The organism is Nitrospirota bacterium (assembly GCA_020851375.1).
Classification (GTDB): domain Bacteria; phylum Nitrospirota; class 9FT-COMBO-42-15; order HDB-SIOI813; family HDB-SIOI813; genus RBG-16-43-11.
Window position 1 is genome coordinate 34,575 of record JADZCV010000044.1, and the last position, 21,165, is coordinate 55,739.

Genomic DNA, 21,165 nt, shown 5'->3' on the forward strand with positions numbered 1-21,165 from the left:
GGCTGCTCCTCCGTTCTGAATGTTATAAGGACGCTAACATACTACCCCGCAAAGTGTCAAGCCGGACTGCCTAACAGGTTATATCCGCTTAATTCAACTTTTTCTTTAATGCGAGGGACCTCTGATACACGGCTACCGCCCTGTCATGTTCCTCAAAGTTATTGGAAAAGTAGTGTGTACCGTCGTTCCTGGATACGAAGTAGAGATAATCAACATTAGCAGGATATAAGGCTGCGCGAATAGACTCTATCGTAGGACTGCCTATTGGACCCGGAGGAAGTCCGCGTTGTAAATACGTGTTGTACGACGATTTAAAGATGAGGTGTTTCTTCTTGAGATCGCCGTCGAAGTCTTCACCAAGTGCATAGATAACAGTAGGATCGCTTTGTAGAGGCATTTTACGTCTTAATCTGTTATGAAAGACCGCTGAGATAAGGGTTCGTTCACTCTCTGAACCAAGCTCCTTTTCTATTACTGACGCAAGGGTCACGACCTCCTTTATGCTCATATGCAGTTCAGATGCCCTGGCTGCCATCTCCGGTGTAAAGAGTTTATTGAACCTCATTATCATCTTTCGTACAATCCTGTCAGGTGAACTGTTTTTGACAAAGTAATAGGTATCCGGGTAGAGAAATCCCTCAAGGCTGTCTGTTTCTGAATCCAGATTCAGCAAACTGATTAATCCATGATTCCTGGTAAGCTGCCTGAATGTCTCTTTGTCCACAAGACCCTTGTCCTGCAGTATCTCCCCAATCTGGTCAATCCTGGCCCCAACCGGTATTGTCACCGTACGGTAGTTTACCTTCCCGTTCCTGAAAGATGATATAACCTCAAAGAGGCTCATATCAGTAGTAAAAAGATACTCACCTGCCCTGACATCCTTGTCTGACAAGAGAACCCTCCCGGCCAGCATAAATAATGTTTTGTTTTCAATAATACCTTCTTTCTGAAGATTGGCTGCGATCCACTTTAGTGTCACCCCTTCCGGCACCTCAAATATACGCACCTCAATATTCGAGCTCCTCATAGTAAGGAGGCTGCTGTATCCCGCTACAGAAATAAGAACAGCAAGAATCACGGCTGTTCCAATGATAATCCTGAACCGGTTAGATTTCATCCGAAATACACCCATTTACTACCAGATCGCAGCGTGGGGATTATCCCCCTTTACCCCTGATGCTCATATAATCCTGCAGTATGACTACAGCCGCCATTTTATCAATAACCTTTCCCCTCTTCTTTCTGCTGACATCAGCATCAATTAATACCTTTTCTGCAAAACGGGTGCTCAATCTCTCATCCATAAATATAACGGGAACCGTAACCACCTTCTTAAGTTCATCCGTAAATCTGGAAACTTTCTCTCCCTGAATGCCAATAATTCCACTCATCATAACAGGCATACCTACAACAATCTCTTCCACACCATAGTCTTCCATGATTTTTTTAATTGTTGCAAAATCTCTGTTCTGATCTGAACGGTGAATAGTGGTAAGGCTGTGGGCTGCTATCCCAAGCTCATCGCTTATAGCAACCCCAATCCTCTTGTCTCCTACATCCAGGGCAAGGATACGCATCTGCTATACCGGAAGTCAGCGGGATTCTTCCAGGTTCTTTACACGGCTTGAAAGTTCCTGGACAGTCTTTTCAAGCTTCTCAATATCTCTTTTACCAGGCATTGCCAGCTTATCAAGTGTTTTTTCCACTATAGAGCTGATTTTCCTGTCTATCTCTTCACTGCTCTTCTCTGCCTTTGCCATCACCTCATTCATCAGCTTCGCCGCATCACTCTGATTCAACTCCCCTTTTTTGACAAGATCATCAATAAACTCCTTTGCCCGTTCCTGAGCGCCCAGACCTGCGAGCAACGCCTTACGAATTACATCAAGCATAACCGCCTCCTTTTCCGGCCGGCCTTAAAGACCGGCACTACATTCCTGATATTTTTTTAATAACTTCTGCCACCTTATCCAGCGCCTCATTTAATCCTTCAGGCTTCCTGCCTCCGGCCTGAGCCATGTCCGGCCTTCCCCCTCCGCGGCCATCCACAAGACCAGCTATCTCGTTTATTATATCACGTGCATTGAATTTATCCGATAGGTCTTTGGTTACCATGACCAGAATAGCAGCCTTGCCATCCACCTCAGCGCCTACAGACACGATCCCTGAACCTATCCTGGAACGAAGTGAGTCCCCAAAATTTCTTAATTCATCTATGTTCATCCCTTCAGCCCTTTTAGACAGCACCTTTATACCGGCAACCTCGCGGATTTCAGATGCCACATCCTTTGCCTTTGATGCGGCCAGCATATCTTTCAGTCTTGCCATCTCCCTTTCCTGCTCCCTGACTGTTGAGACGAGGCGGATTGTCTTTAAAGCGGCATCTTCACGCACCCCTTTTACGGCCTCACAGACCTCTCCGAATCTGCTTTCTGTATCTTTTGAATATTTCAAAGACGCCTCGCCTGTCAGCGCCTCTATCCTCCTCACTCCTGAGGCAATCCCGCTCTCTGAAATTATCCTGATTACCCCTATGTCTCCTGTTGCCTTACAATGCGTACCGCCGCAAAGCTCCCTGCTAAAGTCCTGAACCTGAACGACCCTGACCTCATTGCCATACTTCTCCCCAAACAGGGCAGTAGCTCCCCCCTTCAGTGCACTGTCAATATCCATTACATGAGTAACAACCGGGACATTTTCCCTGATCTTCTCATTTAACAAACCTTCGATATCTTCAACCTCTCCTGCTGTCAGCGGTTTGAAATGTATGAAATCAAACCGGAGCCTGTCCGGCTCCACAAGAGAACCTGCCTGTTTGACATGTCCTCCGACTATCTGTTTTAAGGCAGCCTGCAGCATATGTGTAGCAGTATGGCTCCTTGCAGTACCCTGCCGCAGTCCTTTATTCACTTTCAGCAGACACTCTTCTCCAACCTTTACAGCGCCGCTGGTAACCCTGGCTTTACTGATGATAATATCAAGCGGTTTTATAGTATCCGTAATATCCATACTGCCTTCAGGCCCAAGAGCAACCCCTTTATCGCCAACCTGTCCCCCTGACTCGCCATAAAATGGTGTTTTATCGAACACTATCTCAATCTCATCTCCTGAGACTGCCATTTCAACATTAACCCCGTCTTTTAATATGGCTGCTATTCGTCCGGTTGACTCAATCTGCTCATAACCCGTAAATCCGGTCGAGACCCTGGATTTAAGCGACTGGTAAACAGGTTTTATCTTCTCCTGACCCACCCATGACCGCCTCGCCCGCTCCCGCTGCGTTTCCATGGCTTCCTGAAACCCTGCATCATCCAGTACGAGTCCGTTTTCCCTTGCTATCTCTGCAGTAATATCCAGCGGAAATCCGTAAGTATCATAAAGTTTAAACAGGGTCTCTCCGGGGATCGTCCTGCTTCCCTTCTCCTTAACCTGACGTATAACATCATCAAGGATCTTCATCCCCTGCTCAAGTGTATTTATAAAACCCTCTTCCTCCCTGTGCGTGACAGTAATGATTATATCCCTGTTCATATAGAGCTCAGGATAGTGCCCCTTCATCAGGTCTATTGCATGATCCACATTTCTGTACAGGAAGGGTTCATTTATTCCAATAAGCCTTGCATGCCTTGCACCGCGTCTCATTATCCTCCTGAGCACATAACCACGGCCCTCGTTTGACGGCATAACCCCATCACTTATCAGAAAGGATGCAGCCCTGATATGGTCGGCAATCACCCTTAATGATACACTGTGCCCGGAGTCATATGACACACCTGACTCCTTTGAAATTGCTCTGATCAGGGGCATAAAAAGGTCAGAGTCATAATTACTCCTGACACCCTGCACAACAGCCGTTATCCTCTCAAGCCCCATACCTGTATCAATGGACGGCCGCGGAAGCGGTATAAGTTCTCCGGAGGCCTTTTTCTCATATTGCATGAATACCAGATTCCAGAGTTCAAGGTATCTGTCACAATCACAGCCAACTGTGCACTCAGGCCTTCCACAACCTGTGCCGGCCCCCTGGTCAATTATAATCTCTGAACAGGGACCGCACGGACCAGTATCCCCCATCTGCCAGAAGTTATCCTTATCCCCAAGCCGGACAAGCCTGTCCTGCTGAATGCCTGTCATTGTCTTCCATAAATCATATGCCTCATCATCTTTCTTATACACAGAAACCCACAATTTCTCCTCAGGCAGACCGAGCACCCCCGTCAGAAATTCCCATCCCATGCTTATGGCCTCTTTTTTGAAATAGTCGCCAAATGAAAAATTACCGAGCATCTCAAAAAAGGTGTGGTGTCTGGCCGTAAACCCGACATTCTCGAGGTCATTGTGCTTGCCTCCGGCCCTCAGGCACTTCTGAATGGAAACCGCGCGACTGTAACCCCTTTCTTCCTCGCCGGTAAATACCCGTTTGAACTGGACCATTCCGGCATTGGTAAACAGGAGCGTCGGGTCATCCTGTGGAATTAAAGAGGAGCTCGTAACTACCGTATGGCCATTTCTTCCGAAATATTCAAAAAAAGACCTTCTTATGTCAGCCGATGTAATCATCCTGTTCTGTCCCTTTCAAAACACCCCTGATAATATCATAAGAAAAACCTCTTCGCCTGAGGTAATCTGACAATCTGCGGATCTCCCATTTGTCCAGCGGCAGGGAGCCGGACTTTCTGAGTTTTCTCCCGAGCGCCCGGCGGGCTGTATCAGCCTGTGAATAGTCACTTGAAACCTTACACAGCACATCGTCAATTATATCCTTTGCAACTCCCTTCTTCCTGAGTGCAGAGACAATCATCTGATGCCCGGCATTCCTCCTGTTTACAGCATCAGAAGCAAACCTCTCAGCGTAACGGCGGTCATCTATGTATCCGAGGGCCTCCATTTCAGCAGTGACATTATCAGCTATTTCTGCTGAATGCCCATTCCTGAGGAGCCTCTCTTTAAGTTCCCTCTTACTCCTGTCGCACATGCCAAGGAGACGCAGTGCAGTTTCCCGGGCCCTGCTTTTTTCATCACTGCTCATTGACCGGGCTATTTCTCCCATTTCGCGTCGCTGTCAGACTGTATCCCTTTGACCTTCAGCGCAAAATCATCCGGATTGTTGCATCGCATTAATGCCTCATCATAGGTAACCAGGTTGTCCTTAAACAGTTTGTAGAGAGACTGGTCAAAGGTCTGCATGCCATACTGGGAGGCTCCTGTCGCGATAACGTCATGAATCTTTCTTGTCTTGTCCTCATCCAATATGCATTCGCGTATGGTTGCAGTTGCGACCAGGACTTCTACTGCCGGCACCCTTCCCTTTCCGTTAGCCCTTGGCACAAGCCTCATGGAGATTACACCTTTGATAACCGATGCAAGCTGGAGGCGTATCTGCTTTTGCTGATAGGGAGGAAATATCCCGATAATCCTGTTTATAGTCTCAACAGCATCCACTGTATGCAGTGTGCTCAGCACAAGATGTCCTGTCTCTGCCGCCGTAATTGCAGTGGAAATAGTCTCGAAATCCCTCATCTCACCCACGAGTATTACATCCGGGTCTTGTCTTAAGGCGCTCCTGAGTGCGTTTGCAAATGTGTCGGCATCCTGACCAATCTCCCGCTGGTTTATCAGGCTCTTTTTGTCCCTGTACAGATATTCAATAGGGTCTTCTATCGTCATGATATGCATCGTCTTGTACGTATTGATATGTTCAATCATTGCCGCAAGCGAAGTGGATTTACCGCTTCCGGTAGTACCTGTAACCAGGATCAACCCCCTCGGTTCAAGTGCGAGCTTTTCCAGTATCTTCGGCAATCCAAGTTCAGATATGGTCATTATCTTCATCGGGATTACACGAAACACCATGCCTACTGAGCCCCGCTGCTGGAACACATTTACCCTGAAACGGCCAAGACCGGATACGCTGTATGAGAGGTCTACCTCTTTCCTTTCCACAAAGCGCTTCTTCTGTGAATCACTCATCATGGCAGAAAGAATAGCTATGGCAGACTCCTGTGACACTTTTCCCGCACTCTCGAGTAAGGTCAGCTCTCCATTAATCCTTACAACAGGATAACTTCCTACTTTGATATGCAGGTCAGATGCATTCTGGTTAACAATAATTGCAAGCAGGTCATTTATTTCCATAATTTATCCCGAACCTTTCTTTTCGGTTGTTTTGGCTTCATTCTTTTGCATGCCGCAGGCCTCTTTAATGCTGACTTCTATGTCCTTTGCCATAGGGGCATTGTCCTTCAATGTCTGCCTTGCATTCTCCCTCCCCTGGCCAATCCTGTCGCCCTTGTAGGAATACCATGAACCGCTCTTCTCTATGATTCCCCTGTCAATTCCAATATCGAGCAGCTCACCCAGCCTTGAGATCCCCTCATTAAACAGGATGTCAAACTCTGCCTGCTTGAACGGAGGGGCGAGTTTATTTTTCACTATTTTAACGCGAACCCTGTTACCTGTAACATCCTGTCCCTCCTTAATCGTCTCAATCTTTCTGATATCAAGTCTCAGCGATGAGTAGAACTTCAGTGCATTACCCCCCGTAGTAGTCTCCGGGTTTCCGAACATCACGCCAAGCTTCATCCTTATCTGATTGATGAAGATTACAGTTGTCATGGACTTGCTGATGGCGGCAGTCAGCTTTCTCAGCGCCTGGGACATTAGTCTCGCCTGAAGTCCCATGTGAGCATCACCCATCTCCCCTTCAATCTCAGCGCGGGGCACAAGGGCAGCAACAGAATCCACCACAATAACATCAATAGCCCCGCTTCTGACAAGGGTCTCAGCGATCTCAAGCGCCTGCTCCCCTGTATCAGGCTGGGAAATCAACAGGTCATCAATGCTGACACCGAGCTTTCTAGCATAACTGACGTCCAGTGCATGCTCGGCATCAATAAACGCAGCAACTCCGCCATTTTTCTGCGCCTCTGCAATCACGTGAAGGGACAGTGTTGTCTTGCCCGATGACTCAGGACCGAAGATCTCCACAACCCTCCCCCTTGGCATTCCACCCACACCGAGCGCAATATCAAGACCAAGGGACCCTGTAGAAATCACCGCCATATCCGCCAGCGTACCGTCTGTTCCCAGACGCATAATAGCCCCCTTGCCAAATTGCTTCTCAATCTGTGAAAGGGCCAAATCAAGCGCCTTCATCTTTTGATCTTTCTCACCCATGACCAGTCTCCTTTCTATTGTTCACATATCCTCCTGAATTTAACACAGTGGAATAAAGATTAGTATACACAGCCCCGGACGGCTTTAAATCACTCTTTATCAGGTGCAGGTTCATGACCTCAAATCTTTCTGGATTAATATCCTTCATATCATCAATCAATCCTGACAAATTACCCATACTTCTGTCAGACCGGATGCGCCCAAGTGTTATGTGGGGCGTAAATCTGCGTACTTCTGCGGGGAATCCCACCTTCTTTAATTCCTCTTCCACCCGCTTATTAAGTCTCAGGAGTGTGCTGCTGTTGTCCTTCAATCCAATCCAGACCACCCTCGGCCGCTTCATATCAGGGAACATCCCTATCCCTGAAACAGCAAGTGTAAATGATGATATGCCGTCAACCGCCGCATCCAACGCCTTTTCTATCTTACGGACCCCTGTCTCATCTGTCTCACCGAAAAACCTGAGTGTAAGGTGCATACCTTCCGGTCTTGTCCAGGAGACATCGGCGCCGGCAGTCTTCAGCCTCTCCTGAATACCTGATATTACAGCCTTTAATTCTTCCGGCAATGATATTGCTATAAAACAGCGCAACTGCATTACCCACCCTGCAATTTATTATACAATGACCGGCTCTTCCAGCATCATCCTTAGCATTTCCAGCGCTGCTTCTGACGCCTGCAGCTTTATAATATCCCTGTCACCGTCAAACCTGAACTCCCTGCACTCTGTATGAACAGACGAGGACAAGGCAATATATACAAGACCGACAGGTTTTGTTTCCGTTCCACCCGAAGGACCGGCTATGCCTGTGACTCCCACTCCGGCCTCAACTCCCCTTAATTTGCGAATACCCTCGGCCATGGCAACTGCAGTCTGACGGCTCACAGCGCCGTAAGTCCTGATAGTCTCATCAGGGACGCTTAAAAGCGCCCTCTTTGCATCATTGCTATAGGAAATAACACCGGCATCAAAATAATCAGAACTCCCCGGAACATTGGTTATCCTGTGCCCAATCAAACCACCTGTGCACGACTCAGCAATTGCCAGCCGCCATCCCTTCTTTCTGAGCAGCCTGCCTATTATCTCTTCAGCAGACTCCACTCCCGGTTTTAGAGCCATCCTGTCCCCCATCCGATCAATCTGATAAGAATACCGGCATAAACGCCCGCCAGGACATCATCAAGCATTATACCCCATCCGCCCCTTAATTTCTCGTCAATTAATCTGATGGGAAATGGTTTCAGAATATCAAAGAAACGGAATGCGGCAAAACCTGCAATCAGCAAACTGACACCCGCCGGGAGAAATAGAAAAGTAAAAAAAACACCGGCAATCTCATCTATTACTATGTGTGAGCTGTCTTTTGTCTTATAAATCTTCTCAGCCTCACCGGCAATAAAAACTCCGGCGATGAGAGTAAGTATTAGAATTACAGCATATGCTGTATACGAAACATCCCGGAGGAAGAAATAAGCAAGGATTCCCACAAGGCTGCCAACCGTTCCCGGCGCAACCGGGGAGTAGCCTGCGAAGAAACCTGAGGCAAGAAACCTGATCAGCAGGTTATAGAATGGCCGCACATAAATCAAATTACAAGACTGATACTATCATTGCATGTCATTGCTGTCAATAAAATTGAAATGTTATTCGCTTAAATACGGCTGCTCAAACCCCTCTGCGTAATCCAGATATGCAAGAGTCATGAAATGCTTATGTTCGTTTAACGATTTAAACTGAATCCCGGCAGCGTAGAAGTCTTCGAGAGACTTGACCCAGCATACCTTTCCTATTACAACCTCTGTCCTGTCTACCTTATATTCATCAGCAAACAGGAGATTTAGTGCAACCTCACACCCTACTTCCGGCGGTTTACTACAGTAAGTGGCGATTCCGCTGCGGCTGATATTGACTACTATTGCAGTAATAACCTCATTATGAGGGCACTGAATGTCTATCTCTTTTATGAAACTGACCCTTTTGTGCCTTCTCTTGTTAGTGACCATACTACCCCCTGCAGACAGATGTTAAATATCTCTTCGTCCTTCCAGCGATTTGACAAGGGTAAGTTCATCAGCATATTCGATATCACTTCCAACAGGGATACCGTAAGCTATGCGGGTAACGTGAATGCCCATAGGCTTAATGAGTTTTGTCAGATACATGGCAGTCGCCTCACCTGCCATATCAGGGTCCATTGCGAGGATAAGTTCTTCAACACCATTCTTCTCCACCCTTTTCAGCAGACTTTCAATCTTGATATCGTCAGGTCCTATGCCGTCAAGAGGAGACAGGGCGCCCATCATAACATGATACAGCCCCTTGTATCCCCCTGTCCTTTCTATAGTATAAAGCGTACCGGGCTCTTTTACAACAAGGATCTTGCTCCTGTCCCTTTTTGCATCACGGCATATGACACAGGGGTCATCTTCCGTAATATTGTTGCAGACTGAGCATAACCTGCTCTTGTCCTTCATATCTATGATTGCCTGCCCTATCGCCTTTGCATCAGGAGCCGGCATCTTCAGCAGAAAAAAGGCAAACCTTTGCGCTGTCTTCTGTCCAACGCCGGGAAGTTTTTTTAGCTCATCAATAAGCCTGCTAAAGGAGGTAACATTATTCATGCTACATTAAACCCGGGATATTCAATCCAAGTCCGCCTGTCATTGCCTTCATCTCATCTGCCAGCATATCACGGCCTTTCTTAAGCGCTTCATTTGCAGCCGCAACAATGAGGTCCTGCAGCATCTCAATGTCGTCAGGATTCACAACATCACGTTCGATCTTTACTGACAATACCTCCTGACGTCCGTTTGCCGTGACCGTTACCATTCCGCCGCCGGATGATGCCTCCACGATCTTACCGGCCGCCTCCTCCTGAACCCTGGCAAGCTGTTCCTGCATCTTCTGAGCCTGCTTCATAATATCCCCGAACATCTTTTTTGACATTTACCCTTATCCTCCCTTTCTGTTTCTTAACTCTATCAATTCACCGTTGAGTATATCAATTGCGTCTTTCACAATCGGATCTGAGAAGGCTTCTTCAACTTCCTCCTGCCGCTTCTCGTGAGCAGCAGCCATATATTCAGTCAATGCCGGACTGCCGGATTTCTTTGCAGCCGGGACAGATGCAGTAAATGTAACTCCACATATATCAGGCAGATAATTCTTTGCAATCCTGAGAACATGATCCCTGCTGTCTTTTCTCTCAATCAGATTAATAAAAATTGCCCCGCTGCCGTTAAATCCTACGGTAAGGATACCATTATCATAGCCTAAAGGAGTTCCCTGTTCAAGATAGGAAGCAAGGCTCGGCCTGCTGTTGTGTATGTCGTTGAGAATATTCTTCCATGCAGCAACAGGACATGTATCTGATTTAGATGCCTGAGGGTTAATCTGCTTTTCATCCGGATACTCATTCAATTTATCATCCTGCACATTCTTCTGGACCTCTTGCGCCTGAAACACGGATGACCGTTTATCGGGTACAGAATTATATTCTGCCCCGGCTGTCTGTTTTACGATCCTGTGTTCCATTTTTTCCAGCCTGTCAAGTATCTCATCAACCGCAGCAACAGGTCTAAGATTTGAGGCCCTGACAACAGCCATCTCCAGTGAGAACCTCGGATATGGAAACCACTTCATCTCATCAAGCACCTTTGCGAAAATTACAAACAGTCTCTGCAGATCCACTGTCTGCACATTCTCTGTCAGCCTGCCCATTTCAGCAATGCCCTCTTCCGGCAAATCAATAACCTCGGCGCCCATGCCAAGCATGACCATAGTCAGATCTCTCAAATACCCAACAACGTTTGAACAGAACTGCTTCACATCATAGCCACCGTCAATGGCATCTTTTATGATCAGCAGGGCCTTTGATGAATCCCTGTTCAATATGCTGAGTACAAATGGGGTTGTCATGCTGTCTGCCAGCCCCAGTATACATGACACATCCCCGCCTGTCAGATTGCCTCCTGTATAGGCTATCGCCTGATCAAGGAGACTCAGTGCATCCCTCATACTGCCGTCAGAGGATCTTGCAATTACAGACAGCGCATCTTCTCCGGCATTAATCCCCTCTGCCTGTAGGATAAACCTGAGACGTTCCACTATCTCCCTGTAGCTTATCCTCCTGAACTGGAAGTGCTGGCACCTTGAGTGTATTGTACCTGGAATCTTGTGGGGCTCCGTCGTGGCAAAGATAAAAATCAGATGCGGGGGAGGCTCTTCCAGTATCTTCAGCAATGCATTAAAGGCCGACGTGGAGAGCATGTGAACTTCATCAATAATATATATCTTGTATCGCCCTCTCATGGGGGCATAGCGGGCATTCTCCTGGAGTTCCCGTACACTGTCCACTCCTGTGTGAGACGCCCCGTCAATCTCAATTACATCTACGGAATAGCCATCGGTAATCTCTTTGCACGACTGGCATTTCATACAGGGTGTTGGGGTCGGGCCATCGGAACAATTAAGAGACTTGGCAAGTATCCTTGCTACAGTAGTCTTTCCAACCCCCCGAACACCTGAAAACAGATATGCGTGTGCCATACGATCAGACCTGATCGCATTCTCTATAGTCTTAGATACGTGTTCCTGGCCTGTAAGCTCCTGGAAGGATCTGGGACGCCACTTTCTTGCAAGGACCTGATAACTCATAATGCCATTACATGCTGCGAAAAAAAACTCTCCGGTTGACACCTGTGGAAATTCTTAAACATTAACCTGTTTCCTGAACGCAACCGGGATTAGACAGGAGTAACTGCGGCACACAAAGGTGATTGCTTACCGATGCTTCCTTCCGGACCTGTCGGGGTTCACAAGCCTATGTTGCGCAGCCTCCTGCCCTGTTCCCGGCTGCGTTCAGGAAACAAATAGTGAAAATTGCCACGCAATTTTCCTGGCGGAGAGGGTGGGATTTGAACCCACGGTACCGTTACCAGTACACGTGCTCTCCAGGCACGCCCCTTAAGCCGTACTTGGGTACCTCTCCGGTCATTTCATGCTATCCTGCAATTTTAGGGGAATTGATATATCAGGTCAAGAGATAATTGACCGCATCAATCCAACCAGGATAGTCCCGGCAGTGCCTGATCCTGACTTCACTTCACCGTATCATCGTGATACAGTCATGTGAAGCTATACGCTGCAAGCTATAAGTGAAAATTGCATGGCAATTTTTCTGGCGGAGAGAGAGGGATTCGAACCCCCGCTGGAGTTACCCCCAGAACTGCTTTCGAGGCAGTCGCCTTCAACCGGACTCGGCCATCTCTCCGTGCGGTTAAGTATAGTCGAATTTATATTAATAGACAATTGACCGTTTGACAATGTATTTGCTGCAATATAGAATTTAACACAGGTGAGGTATGAGCAACTGGGGATGTCCACATGAAGTAAATGAAAAATGTACTATCGCAGAGGTCCGGCCGTGTGAACCCGGGATGAAAGGCTGCATATTGCATGGCCGCTTTGTCATCAGCAATGCCTCGAAAAGGCGCAGTGAAAACAAAAGTGACAAGACGCCCGGGAAATCCTCATCTAAGACACATCACCGCAGGAAGTAGCAGCCCTGGAAACCATCGGAATCTATATCCACATACCTTTCTGCAGGACTAAATGCCCCTATTGCAGCTTCGTATCAATTACCCCAGGTACAATACCTGAAGAAGAATATGTCAGCGCCATATTAAAAGAGATAGATACACGTTACAGCGAGACACAGTCGTCTTACGCTGAAACCGTGTATTTCGGCGGCGGAACCCCTTCACTCATCTCACCCGGCAGCCTGTCAACTATTCTTTCAGCTATTTCAAACAGGTTCAGGCTGATGAATCCTGAGATAACCATTGAGGCAAATCCCGGCACGATTGATCCGGCCAAACTCAGGGACTACAAAAAGGCCGGAATAAACCGCATCAGCATCGGCGTCCAGTCATTCAACGACCGGCTGCTGCAGGGCCTCGGCAGGTACCACAGCAGCAAAGATGCCCGTATTACCTTTGAATCAGCCAGAATGGCTGGATTCGATAACATAGGAATTGACCTGATCCATTCCATTTCAGGAGAGTCTTTGCAGGACTGGACAGATGATCTGATGGCTGCGGTATCCCTCTATCCTGAGCATATCTCGGCATACAGCCTTACGATTGAAGAAGCCACCCCTTTTCATCAGAAACAGGAAAAAGGTTCGCTGGTCCTGCCGCCTGATGAAGAACAGGCGGACATGCTCGTTGCGGCAATTGACACACTTGTTTCTGCCGGATATGAGCACTATGAAGTCTCAAACTATGCGCTGCCTGGTTTCCGGTCGCGTCATAATCAGACATACTGGACTGGCAGGGGCTATTTGGGTTTAGGTGTTTCAGCCCATTCATATCACAGAAAAGGATGGGGTATAAGAATAGCAAATACTCCTGACTTCAAAGATTATCTGAGCCGCATAAACAGGAATGGCACTGCAGTTGATGAAGAGGAAACCCTGTCCAGGGAAAACGCCATGTCTGAGGCAGTATTTTTGAAATTGAGGATGATGGTAGGGATTGACATAAAGGACCTTGAAATCAGGTTCGGGATTAAGATTGAAGAAGTATTTAAAGATGCAACAGAGGAGCTGAGGAATGATGGTCTTCTGATCTGTGATAATGACCATATCAGGCTTACACGCAAAGGTATCCTCTTTTATAATGACGTGGCGCTCAGGTTTGTATAAAGACACCTGCATAGGGATATTTATTTGACCGTTTAGATGTAATCATTTCAGTAAAATCTGAATTCTACCGTTTATATATACCATAGGAGGAAATCCATGGGCGCTTCAACAAAAAATAAAAGGGCTAATGTAAACGCAGATCTATCTATAGATCTCAGTCATCTGCATGAGGAGATCAAAAAGGAAATCTCAGGTGTTAACGGGACATTTGATAAGTTCCGGGGACTTCTCGATTCCTTCCGGGACATCATCCCTGAAGAAAAGCAGCGCTATCAGGCTGCCATCAAGGCATTGTCATGCACTTCAGGATTGAACCAGAACGAAATCCTTGGGGCTGCAGATGGTCAACTTTCGGAATTGAATAAATTTGAAAAGAAGTTCAAGTCCTCTCTTCCCAACTTGCGCGATGAACAAAAGAGAATGGAATCCAAGTCACTGGAGATCCGAATCGAGATATCAGCCCTGCGTGAGAAAATAGCAAGGCTGGAGCTGGAGGAACAGGAAATCCTGAGCAGTACGGCATCACGCGACGATGAGAGAAAATCCATTGAAAAGGAAATTGATAATGTGCTGTCAGGAATTGCGGAAGAGATTACAGAAATCAAGAGAAGGGTTGTTGAGTTTACCACCGGAATAAAAGAAGAAAACCCAAACGGTCTCTTTGAAAACTCTGACTATTCCCAAAAGAATCAGGAATATGAAAATTGCCGCGCCTGCGGACATAAGGCAAAATGGCACGAGCAGGCAAGAGCATGGAAATGCTCTACCTGCGGCTACGAAGAAGCAGAATTTAAAGATATGCCGGTATTATAGCCTTCGCTAAAATATTCGCGTCATCGCCTCTTTCCAGGAATCATGCTATCTGAACCGGTATGAGATCAGGAGACCGATGGAATCCTCTTCAAGAGAGGTTTTTGCTCCTGAGTCAGCCGGAAACGGCGTCATGGCTGTAAATCCCGCCGGCACATCACCCTTTCCGGTTACTGTTTCTTTAAATGCCTTCTTGTATGCACCGCCAATCCCCCAGTGAGCGCCGAGCTGATAATCTAAACCGCATGTCAGGTGTCTCTCTACATAGGCAGGAAAAATCAGGTTATTAAAGACGTCCGCTTCATCAATAGGGGCTTTGCCATAATTGAATCCGGCACGAAGCGCCAGCCTGTCATTGGCCTGATACTGGGCGCCGATTGCATAAACGTACTGATCTTCCCACCCGAATTCAAGCTTTGTCTGATTTGAATCCCCGATACCGTTCATATCGGTGTCAAATGAGTTGGAAGGACCTTTAAGAGTCACCTTGTCATGTGTGCCTGACCAGTTCAGCCACTTGATATCAAAATCAATCAGCCACTTCTTATCAGGACGAAATGCAATCCCAACAGCAGCCTGCTGAGGATAATCAAGATCCAGCTTGTAGATACCGGCTGTGCCCATTGCCCCATTATAGTTCTGTACATCGCCTGATCCAACCCGGTAGTCGCCGTCGCCAAAGACCTGTTCAGTCGCATAAGAAAACCCGATGGTGACCTTATCACTGACATCATACAGAGCGCCGACAGTTGCCCCGACCCCCAGCTGATTTGTAGGTCTTCCAAGGTCAAGATTGACATCCATCTGATTATATGCCCCCGGAGCAGGAGGATTGAACGGGACACTGCGAAGCCTCTCCATGATTGTTACAGACTGATAGTCAAGATTCAGTGATGCGCCGAGACTCAGTCTGTCATTGACATTCCATGCCACAGTCGGCGCCATCTTCCAGAACTGGATACCTGAGAAGCCGTCAAAAGTAACGTCATCATGCGTACCCGGGGCAACCCCTGCCATAGCATCGAGCGCAGTTCCAGGCATCATAAGCACCTCGCCGTAATCAACGCCAAGTCCTGATGTCGCAAACATGCCGCCCCCAAAATATACATTGTCACGGTTAAATGCCTTTGCAACCCATCCTACTGATGGTATGCCATATAATTCAGAGCCTCCGTTGGTGTTTCCGCCTCCCATTGAACCAAAGTCAACAGACCTCACAGGCATAAACGCCTCCATGCTGAAGTCAGCCCGTTCTCCTACACGCGCCATCCCCGCAGGATTGCTTATCGCCGTCATAGTGTCCAGCGGCGCTGCAGTTACTGCCCCTCCCATGCTCTTCTGCACCTGGCCTACCCCGATTAATTGATAACCATTCGTCGCCAGCACTGCTCCGGGGAAAACGCAGACTGCTGTCATAGTACACAGGATGATGAGGGAAATGTATGTGAGGGTGTGTTTCATCGAAATTCCTTTCTGTTTTGTTATGCTTAAACCGGGAATGCCGCCCGCTGAGCCATCTCAAGAAACCATGACGGCAGGATGCCAATGACGAGTGTACCGATAACAGCGATGGCAATCGCAATACCGCTGGCGGGCGTAGCCGCAAGATCAAACCTGTGCGTTGGCTCTTTCATGTACATCAGCATCACAATGCGTATATAGAAATATGCCGAGACTGCACTGAACAGCACGGCTATAACGGCAAGGGGGATCAGTCCCCTGCTTACAAGGGCTATGAAGATATAAAACTTGCCTACAAAGCCGCCTGTGGGTGGGATGCCGGCCAGCGAAAAGAGGAATATAAGCATCAGAAATGCCGTCAATTTGTTCGTTTTGGAGAGGCCCGTATAGTCATGTATATTCTCTCCCCTGAAATCCCCTTTTCTCATCATTATAATGGTACCGAATATACCCATATTCATCAGGGTATAAATCAGCATATAGAGCATCACGCTTGATATACCGTCGCGGCCTCCTGCAACAACACCGAGAAGTGCATAGCCGGCATGGGCAATACTGGAGTAGGCAAGCATCCTCTTTATGTTGGTCTGTACAAGTGCGAACAGGCTTCCTGTTGCCATTGTGACAACAGCCACAAGCGCAAGTATCGTCTCCCAGCTCGCTGCAACAGGACCAAGGGCATCTATGAATACACGGAGAATGGCAGCAAAGGCCGCTGCCTTCGGGCCTACCGACATGAATGCGGTAATTGATGTCGGCGCGCCTTCATAAACATCAGGAGCCCACATGTGGAATGGCACTGCAGCAACCTTGAAGCCAAAACCGGCCACAAGAAATATTACTGCAAGCAGCAACGACATATCCATGCTATCCTGCCCCTTCAGCGCCAAAGCAAGGTCAGTCAACTGAGTAGTTCCTGTCAGCCCGTAAATAAGTGAAATGCCGTATAACAGGACTCCTGATGAGAATGCCCCAAGGATAATGTATTTCATTGCAGCCTCGTTTGACCTGCCATAATGCTGCGTAAATCCGGTAAGAATGTATATAGAGAGGGCCATCAGCTCAAGCCCTACGTAGATGCTCAGCAGGTCTGTGCCTGACGCCATTATCATCATACCGCTAAGGGCAAACAGGATCAGCACATAATATTCTCCATAACTCCCCCCTTCAATCTTCATGTAATTTATCGAAAGAAGGATCGCAAGCAGGGTTGCGATATAAAACACAAATTTGAAGAACAGTGCATAACCGTCAAACATGAACATCCGGTCAAAGATATGGGCTATATTGTCTGAAAGCATCCATGTCTGAGCCCCGGCTATGATGACAACAGCGAGTGACAGATACGCTATAACGTGCTTCTGGCTCTTTGGCAATACCAGGTCGAACATAAGGAGCAGGCATGCCCCGGCCAGTATGATGATCTCCGGCATACTGAATATTATATTGTTTATGTCAAAATTCATGAATACCCCTTAAAATTATCATTTAATATACGCAGCCATACTTCCTGCGGCATTGAGCTGTTCCAGCAGATGATTCACGGACGGATGCAGCAGTTCCATAAACGGCGTTGCGTTCACACCGATCCAAAAGACAAAAATAGCAAGGGCCGCCATTGCAATGAATTCCCTGGTGTTTACATCGCGCGCATCATGTATGTGCCCCTTGTGATTTACCTCGCCAAGGGCGAACCTTTTATACATACTGAGCAGATAGACTGCACCCAGCATAGCGCCTATGATTGACAGGCCGCCGGCTAACTTGCTGTACCCGAAGGCGCCCACCAGGATGAGGAATTCGCCGATAAACGAATTAGTCCCCGGAATAGCAAGCGATGACAGCATGAAAATCGTAAAGAAGGTCGTATAGACCGGCACCACCTTGGCAAGCCCGCCATACGCATCAAGCTCCCTCGTATGCGTCCTCTCGTATATCAGCCCTATGCACAAAAACAGCGCCCCTGTTGAGATGCCGTGATTTAGCATCTGCATAATGGCCCCTTCAACACCTGCGGAATTGTATACAAACAACCCCAGTGTCACAAATCCCATATGACTTATACTCGAGTAGGCAATCAGTTTCTTGATGTCGCTCTGGGCAAGTGCAAGATAACCTCCGTAGATGATCCCTATGACAGACATAACCAGTACAATTGGAGTAAAATACCTTGCCGCCTCCTCAAAAAGAGTAAGGTTAAATCTTATGAGGCCGTATGTACCCATCTTGAGTAGCACGCCTGCAAGTATAATACTGCCTGCGGTCGGCGCCTCCACATGGGCATCCGGCAGCCATGTATGAAACGGGAACATCGGGACCTTGATTGCAAATGCAATAAAGAATGCAAGAAATACCCAGAACTGGAATGCAAACGGATAGTTCTGCTTCATCAGTTCCATAATGTCGAAGGTCTGTCCTCCGGCAAAATAGAGTGCAATAATCCCGATAAGCATGAGCACGCTTCCGGCCAGCGTGTAGAGGAAGAATTTGATGGCTGCATATATCCTGTTCTTCCCACCCCAGACACCGATGATCAGATACATAGGTATGAGCATAGCCTCCCAGAACAGATAGAAGAGGAAGAAATCAAGGGCGCAGAATACGCCTATCATGGCCGTCTGCATGACAAGGAGCGCCATCATGAATTCCTTCACCTTATGCTCTATGGAACGCCATGACGCAAGAACGCAGATCCATCCAAGCAGGGCTGAGAGGAATATAAAGAGCACACTTATCCCGTCTATGCCCATATGGTATGTAATATTCCAGGAAGGGATCCAGTTATAATGTTCAACAAACTGCATATTATGTGTCGTGCGGTCGAAATTTAACACAATCGGGATCGCGACCAGGAAATCAACGACAGTAAAACCAAGGGCGATCCACCTCGCAGCAGTGTTATTCTTTATAAACAACAGGACTGCAGCGCCCAGCAGCGGAAGGAATGTTACTATGCTCAGTATTGGTAATTCCATCAACCCCTCACAATCACGGAAAATATAAAGATGATCACCATGATCCCCACAACCATGCCTATGGCATAGTGCTGCAACAGGCCTGTCTGAACCCTTCTGACGCCTGCACTCAGAGACATAATAATCCCGGCAATTCCGTTAACAGCCTTATCAACCAGGTTTCTGTCAATCCAGAAACCAAGACGCGCAACTGCATAAATAGACGGCATGACGGCCGTATTCGCTATCTCTGTAATAAAACCTTCCCAGGCGCCGACAGGCTTCCTTGCAAACCACATGAATATGCGAGATCCCTTCCTGTAGAACCAGTCTGTATCAGCGCTTATCGTAGGCTCAGGATCAAGTTTTTTAAGTAGCAGGAAGAAACCAAGGGCGGTAAACATAAGTATACCGAGTGCGCTCGTTACATGGTCTGCTGTATAGGGTTCGAAGTGAACCGGATACGGAAGCACCCTGTAGAGCTGTCCCGGTACAACACCGATCGCAATGCACAGAAACGCTGCTATGCCCATGGCAATAAGCATGTTCACAGGCGGCTCCTTCGGCCTGAGACCGGAGTCCTTGCCAAAGAACATATAGTACGGGAGCTTGAGGCCTGTATGAAGAAACGTTCCTGCTGACGCCATTGTCAGAAGCAGTGCAACAACCGGCCTGTGGTCAGCCGCAGCCCCGGCGACTACCATGGATTTACTTACGAAACCGCTGAACAGAGGAAACGCCGAGATCGCAAACCCGCCTATCATATAGAGCGTCAATGTAACAGGCATGGTCCTGTACAGACCTCCGAGCTCCGTAAGTTTCCGTCTTCCGGTCATATATATGACAGCGCCCGCCCCCATGAACAGGAGCGCCTTGTAGAGGATGTGAGAAAAGGCGTGAGAGACAGAACCATTGAGCGTCATATACGTGCCCATGCCGACGCCGGCCACCATGTACCCAACCTGACTTACAATGTGATATGCAAGAAGTCTCCTGCAGTCATTCTCAAGCACGGCATATACAACGCCGTATAGCGCCATAATCACTCCGAGCCATACCAATAATTCCGTTCCCGGGAATGCCCTGACAAGTACGTACACTGCAGTCTTGGTTGTAAAGGCGCACATGAACACAGCACCTGTAACAGTAGCCTCCGGATATGCATCAGCCAGCCATGCGTGGAGCGGCGGGACAGCAGCATTAAGGATAAAACCAATCATTATGAGATAGAAGGCAGCGCTTCCATTCTGCTCAATCGGTCCAAAGAGTATGGACCCTGTCTCTGCATAATGCAGTATAATACCGCCAAGGAGGAATACCCCGCCTGCAACATGCACGAGAATATACCTGAAACCTGCATTAACTGCTGACTCTTCCCTCTGGGCAAAAACCAGATAAGCAGAGGCAAACGCCATGATCTCCCAGAAAACGAAGAGGGTAAAGTAGTCGCCGGCAAAGGTCACGCCAAGCGCACTTCCTATATAGAAGTATGCCGCCATATGCTGGCCCGCATCCTTGACATGCAATCCATACATCATCCCGATAAACGCCATTATGGTAAAGACATAGGAGAATACGAGACTCAGTTTGTCTATTTTGGCAAAAATAATATCGTGACCGAGGAAGTTATATACACCATAAGTTCCCTGAGATGCATTTATGCAGATAAGGAATGCAATGGCCGGTATGACAAGAAGATATGCCTTTTGAACCCTTCCCCATAAAAACGGGATCAGGAAGGCGCCGGCTATAAAAAGTATGGATGGATGGAAGAACGCCTCAGTCATAATAATCCTCTTTCTTCATCAGTTTCCCCTGATGGCCCAGGAACTTTGAGACTACAATAATAAGGACGCAGGATACAAAACCATATACAGCTCCCCACCCCGGTATCTTATCCCATATGTAATGGGCATGTTCCCTGGGAACCACGAAATCAGCGGCAAACACGACAACAAGAATTATGTAGAGAATAATCCTGTTGGTCTTTGCGTTCTTTGAATCACCTATAAAATTAACAATCTTTTCAAGCATTGATCGTCTCCTGAAAAAGTCCG

General features: G+C 47.6%; 21 protein-coding genes, 2 tRNA genes and 1 other RNA gene. 2 read left to right on the forward strand and 22 right to left on the reverse strand.

What is annotated here, in order from left to right; translation table 11 throughout:
• Positions 1–88: 88 nt before the first annotated feature.
• The 17 genes from mltG to IT393_08355 all read right to left on the reverse strand — a co-directional run bounded on the left by mltG (position 89) and on the right by IT393_08355 (position 12,449).
• Positions 89–1,117, reverse strand: a complete 1,029-nt coding sequence (mltG, locus tag IT393_08275; GenBank protein ID MCC7202637.1) for an endolytic transglycosylase MltG — start codon at positions 1,115–1,117, stop codon at positions 89–91.
• A gap of 40 nt (positions 1,118–1,157) precedes the next feature.
• On the reverse strand, positions 1,158–1,577 hold the full coding sequence (gene ruvX / locus IT393_08280; GenBank protein ID MCC7202638.1) for a Holliday junction resolvase RuvX: 420 nt from the start codon (positions 1,575–1,577) through the stop codon (positions 1,158–1,160).
• 15 nt (positions 1,578–1,592) lie between these two features.
• Complete coding sequence (locus IT393_08285) at positions 1,593–1,892, reverse strand: phasin family protein (protein MCC7202639.1); 300 nt, start codon at positions 1,890–1,892, stop codon at positions 1,593–1,595.
• Positions 1,893–1,929: 37 nt separating this feature from the next.
• Entirely contained in the window at positions 1,930–4,557 is a 2,628-nt protein-coding gene (alaS, locus tag IT393_08290) for an alanine--tRNA ligase (protein MCC7202640.1), read from the reverse strand.
• Positions 4,544–5,029, reverse strand: coding sequence for a regulatory protein RecX (locus tag IT393_08295; protein ID MCC7202641.1), 486 nt, complete (start codon positions 5,027–5,029; stop codon positions 4,544–4,546). The genes alaS and IT393_08295 overlap by 14 nt, the downstream gene beginning before the upstream one ends.
• Before the next feature lie 8 nt (positions 5,030–5,037).
• Positions 5,038–6,135, reverse strand: coding sequence for a type IV pilus twitching motility protein PilT (locus tag IT393_08300; GenBank protein MCC7202642.1), 1,098 nt, complete (start codon positions 6,133–6,135; stop codon positions 5,038–5,040).
• Positions 6,136–6,138: 3 nt separating this feature from the next.
• Positions 6,139–7,176 carry a recombinase RecA gene (recA, locus tag IT393_08305; GenBank protein ID MCC7202643.1) on the reverse strand — a complete coding sequence of 346 codons (1,038 nt, stop codon included), beginning with the start codon at positions 7,174–7,176 and terminating at the stop codon, positions 6,139–6,141.
• Entirely contained in the window at positions 7,169–7,774 is a 606-nt protein-coding gene (gene thpR, locus IT393_08310) for an RNA 2',3'-cyclic phosphodiesterase (GenBank protein MCC7202644.1), read from the reverse strand. The genes recA and thpR overlap by 8 nt, the downstream gene beginning before the upstream one ends.
• 18 nt (positions 7,775–7,792) lie before the next feature.
• Positions 7,793–8,296: a CinA family protein gene (locus tag IT393_08315; GenBank protein MCC7202645.1), complete on the reverse strand. Its 504-nt coding sequence runs from the start codon at positions 8,294–8,296 to the stop codon at positions 7,793–7,795.
• Positions 8,287–8,733, reverse strand: a complete 447-nt coding sequence (locus IT393_08320) for a phosphatidylglycerophosphatase A (protein ID MCC7202646.1) — start codon at positions 8,731–8,733, stop codon at positions 8,287–8,289. Before IT393_08320 ends, IT393_08315 begins: the two co-directional genes overlap by 10 nt.
• A gap of 87 nt (positions 8,734–8,820) precedes the next feature.
• Entirely contained in the window at positions 8,821–9,180 is a 360-nt protein-coding gene (locus IT393_08325; GenBank protein MCC7202647.1) for a PilZ domain-containing protein, read from the reverse strand.
• Positions 9,181–9,201: 21 nt separating this feature from the next.
• On the reverse strand, positions 9,202–9,798 hold the full coding sequence (gene recR / locus IT393_08330; GenBank protein MCC7202648.1) for a recombination protein RecR: 597 nt from the start codon (positions 9,796–9,798) through the stop codon (positions 9,202–9,204).
• A 1-nt stretch (position 9,799) separates the two neighbouring features.
• Complete coding sequence (locus IT393_08335; protein MCC7202649.1) at positions 9,800–10,123, reverse strand: YbaB/EbfC family nucleoid-associated protein; 324 nt, start codon at positions 10,121–10,123, stop codon at positions 9,800–9,802.
• Between the two features lie 6 nt (positions 10,124–10,129).
• Complete coding sequence (gene dnaX / locus IT393_08340) at positions 10,130–11,833, reverse strand: DNA polymerase III subunit gamma/tau (GenBank protein MCC7202650.1); 1,704 nt, start codon at positions 11,831–11,833, stop codon at positions 10,130–10,132.
• An 89-nt stretch (positions 11,834–11,922) separates the two neighbouring features.
• An RNA gene (ffs, locus tag IT393_08345) (signal recognition particle sRNA small type) lies at positions 11,923–12,021 on the reverse strand.
• 54 nt (positions 12,022–12,075) lie between these two features.
• A tRNA-Ser gene (locus tag IT393_08350) sits at positions 12,076–12,167 on the reverse strand.
• Positions 12,168–12,357: 190 nt separating this feature from the next.
• Positions 12,358–12,449: transfer RNA gene (locus IT393_08355), tRNA-Ser, on the reverse strand.
• A 294-nt stretch (positions 12,450–12,743) separates the two neighbouring features.
• On the opposite strand from IT393_08355, the gene hemW reads away from it, so the two are divergent.
• Both hemW and IT393_08365 read left to right on the forward strand, forming a co-directional pair.
• Complete coding sequence (gene hemW / locus IT393_08360) at positions 12,744–13,883, forward strand: radical SAM family heme chaperone HemW (protein MCC7202651.1); 1,140 nt, start codon at positions 12,744–12,746, stop codon at positions 13,881–13,883.
• 96 nt (positions 13,884–13,979) lie between these two features.
• The gene (locus tag IT393_08365; GenBank protein MCC7202652.1) at positions 13,980–14,696 is read left to right on the forward strand and encodes a hypothetical protein; all 717 of its coding nucleotides are present in this window, start codon (positions 13,980–13,982) and stop codon (positions 14,694–14,696) included.
• Positions 14,697–14,741: 45 nt separating this feature from the next.
• Here IT393_08365 and IT393_08370 read toward each other — a convergent pair whose 3' ends face one another.
• From IT393_08370 to IT393_08390, 5 genes are all read right to left on the reverse strand, one after another.
• Positions 14,742–16,079: an outer membrane protein transport protein gene (locus IT393_08370; GenBank protein MCC7202653.1), complete on the reverse strand. Its 1,338-nt coding sequence runs from the start codon at positions 16,077–16,079 to the stop codon at positions 14,742–14,744.
• A gap of 101 nt (positions 16,080–16,180) precedes the next feature.
• A complete protein-coding gene (locus IT393_08375) occupies positions 16,181–17,620 on the reverse strand; it encodes an NADH-quinone oxidoreductase subunit N (GenBank protein ID MCC7202654.1) in 1,440 nt (479 codons plus the stop codon).
• A gap of 18 nt (positions 17,621–17,638) precedes the next feature.
• Positions 17,639–19,129: an NADH-quinone oxidoreductase subunit M gene (locus IT393_08380; GenBank protein ID MCC7202655.1), complete on the reverse strand. Its 1,491-nt coding sequence runs from the start codon at positions 19,127–19,129 to the stop codon at positions 17,639–17,641.
• Positions 19,129–20,895, reverse strand: a complete 1,767-nt coding sequence (locus IT393_08385) for a Na(+)/H(+) antiporter subunit D (protein ID MCC7202656.1) — start codon at positions 20,893–20,895, stop codon at positions 19,129–19,131. The genes IT393_08380 and IT393_08385 overlap by 1 nt, the downstream gene beginning before the upstream one ends.
• Positions 20,888–21,142, reverse strand: coding sequence for a hypothetical protein (locus IT393_08390; GenBank protein ID MCC7202657.1), 255 nt, complete (start codon positions 21,140–21,142; stop codon positions 20,888–20,890). The genes IT393_08385 and IT393_08390 overlap by 8 nt, the downstream gene beginning before the upstream one ends.
• Positions 21,143–21,165: the final 23 nt, after the last annotated feature.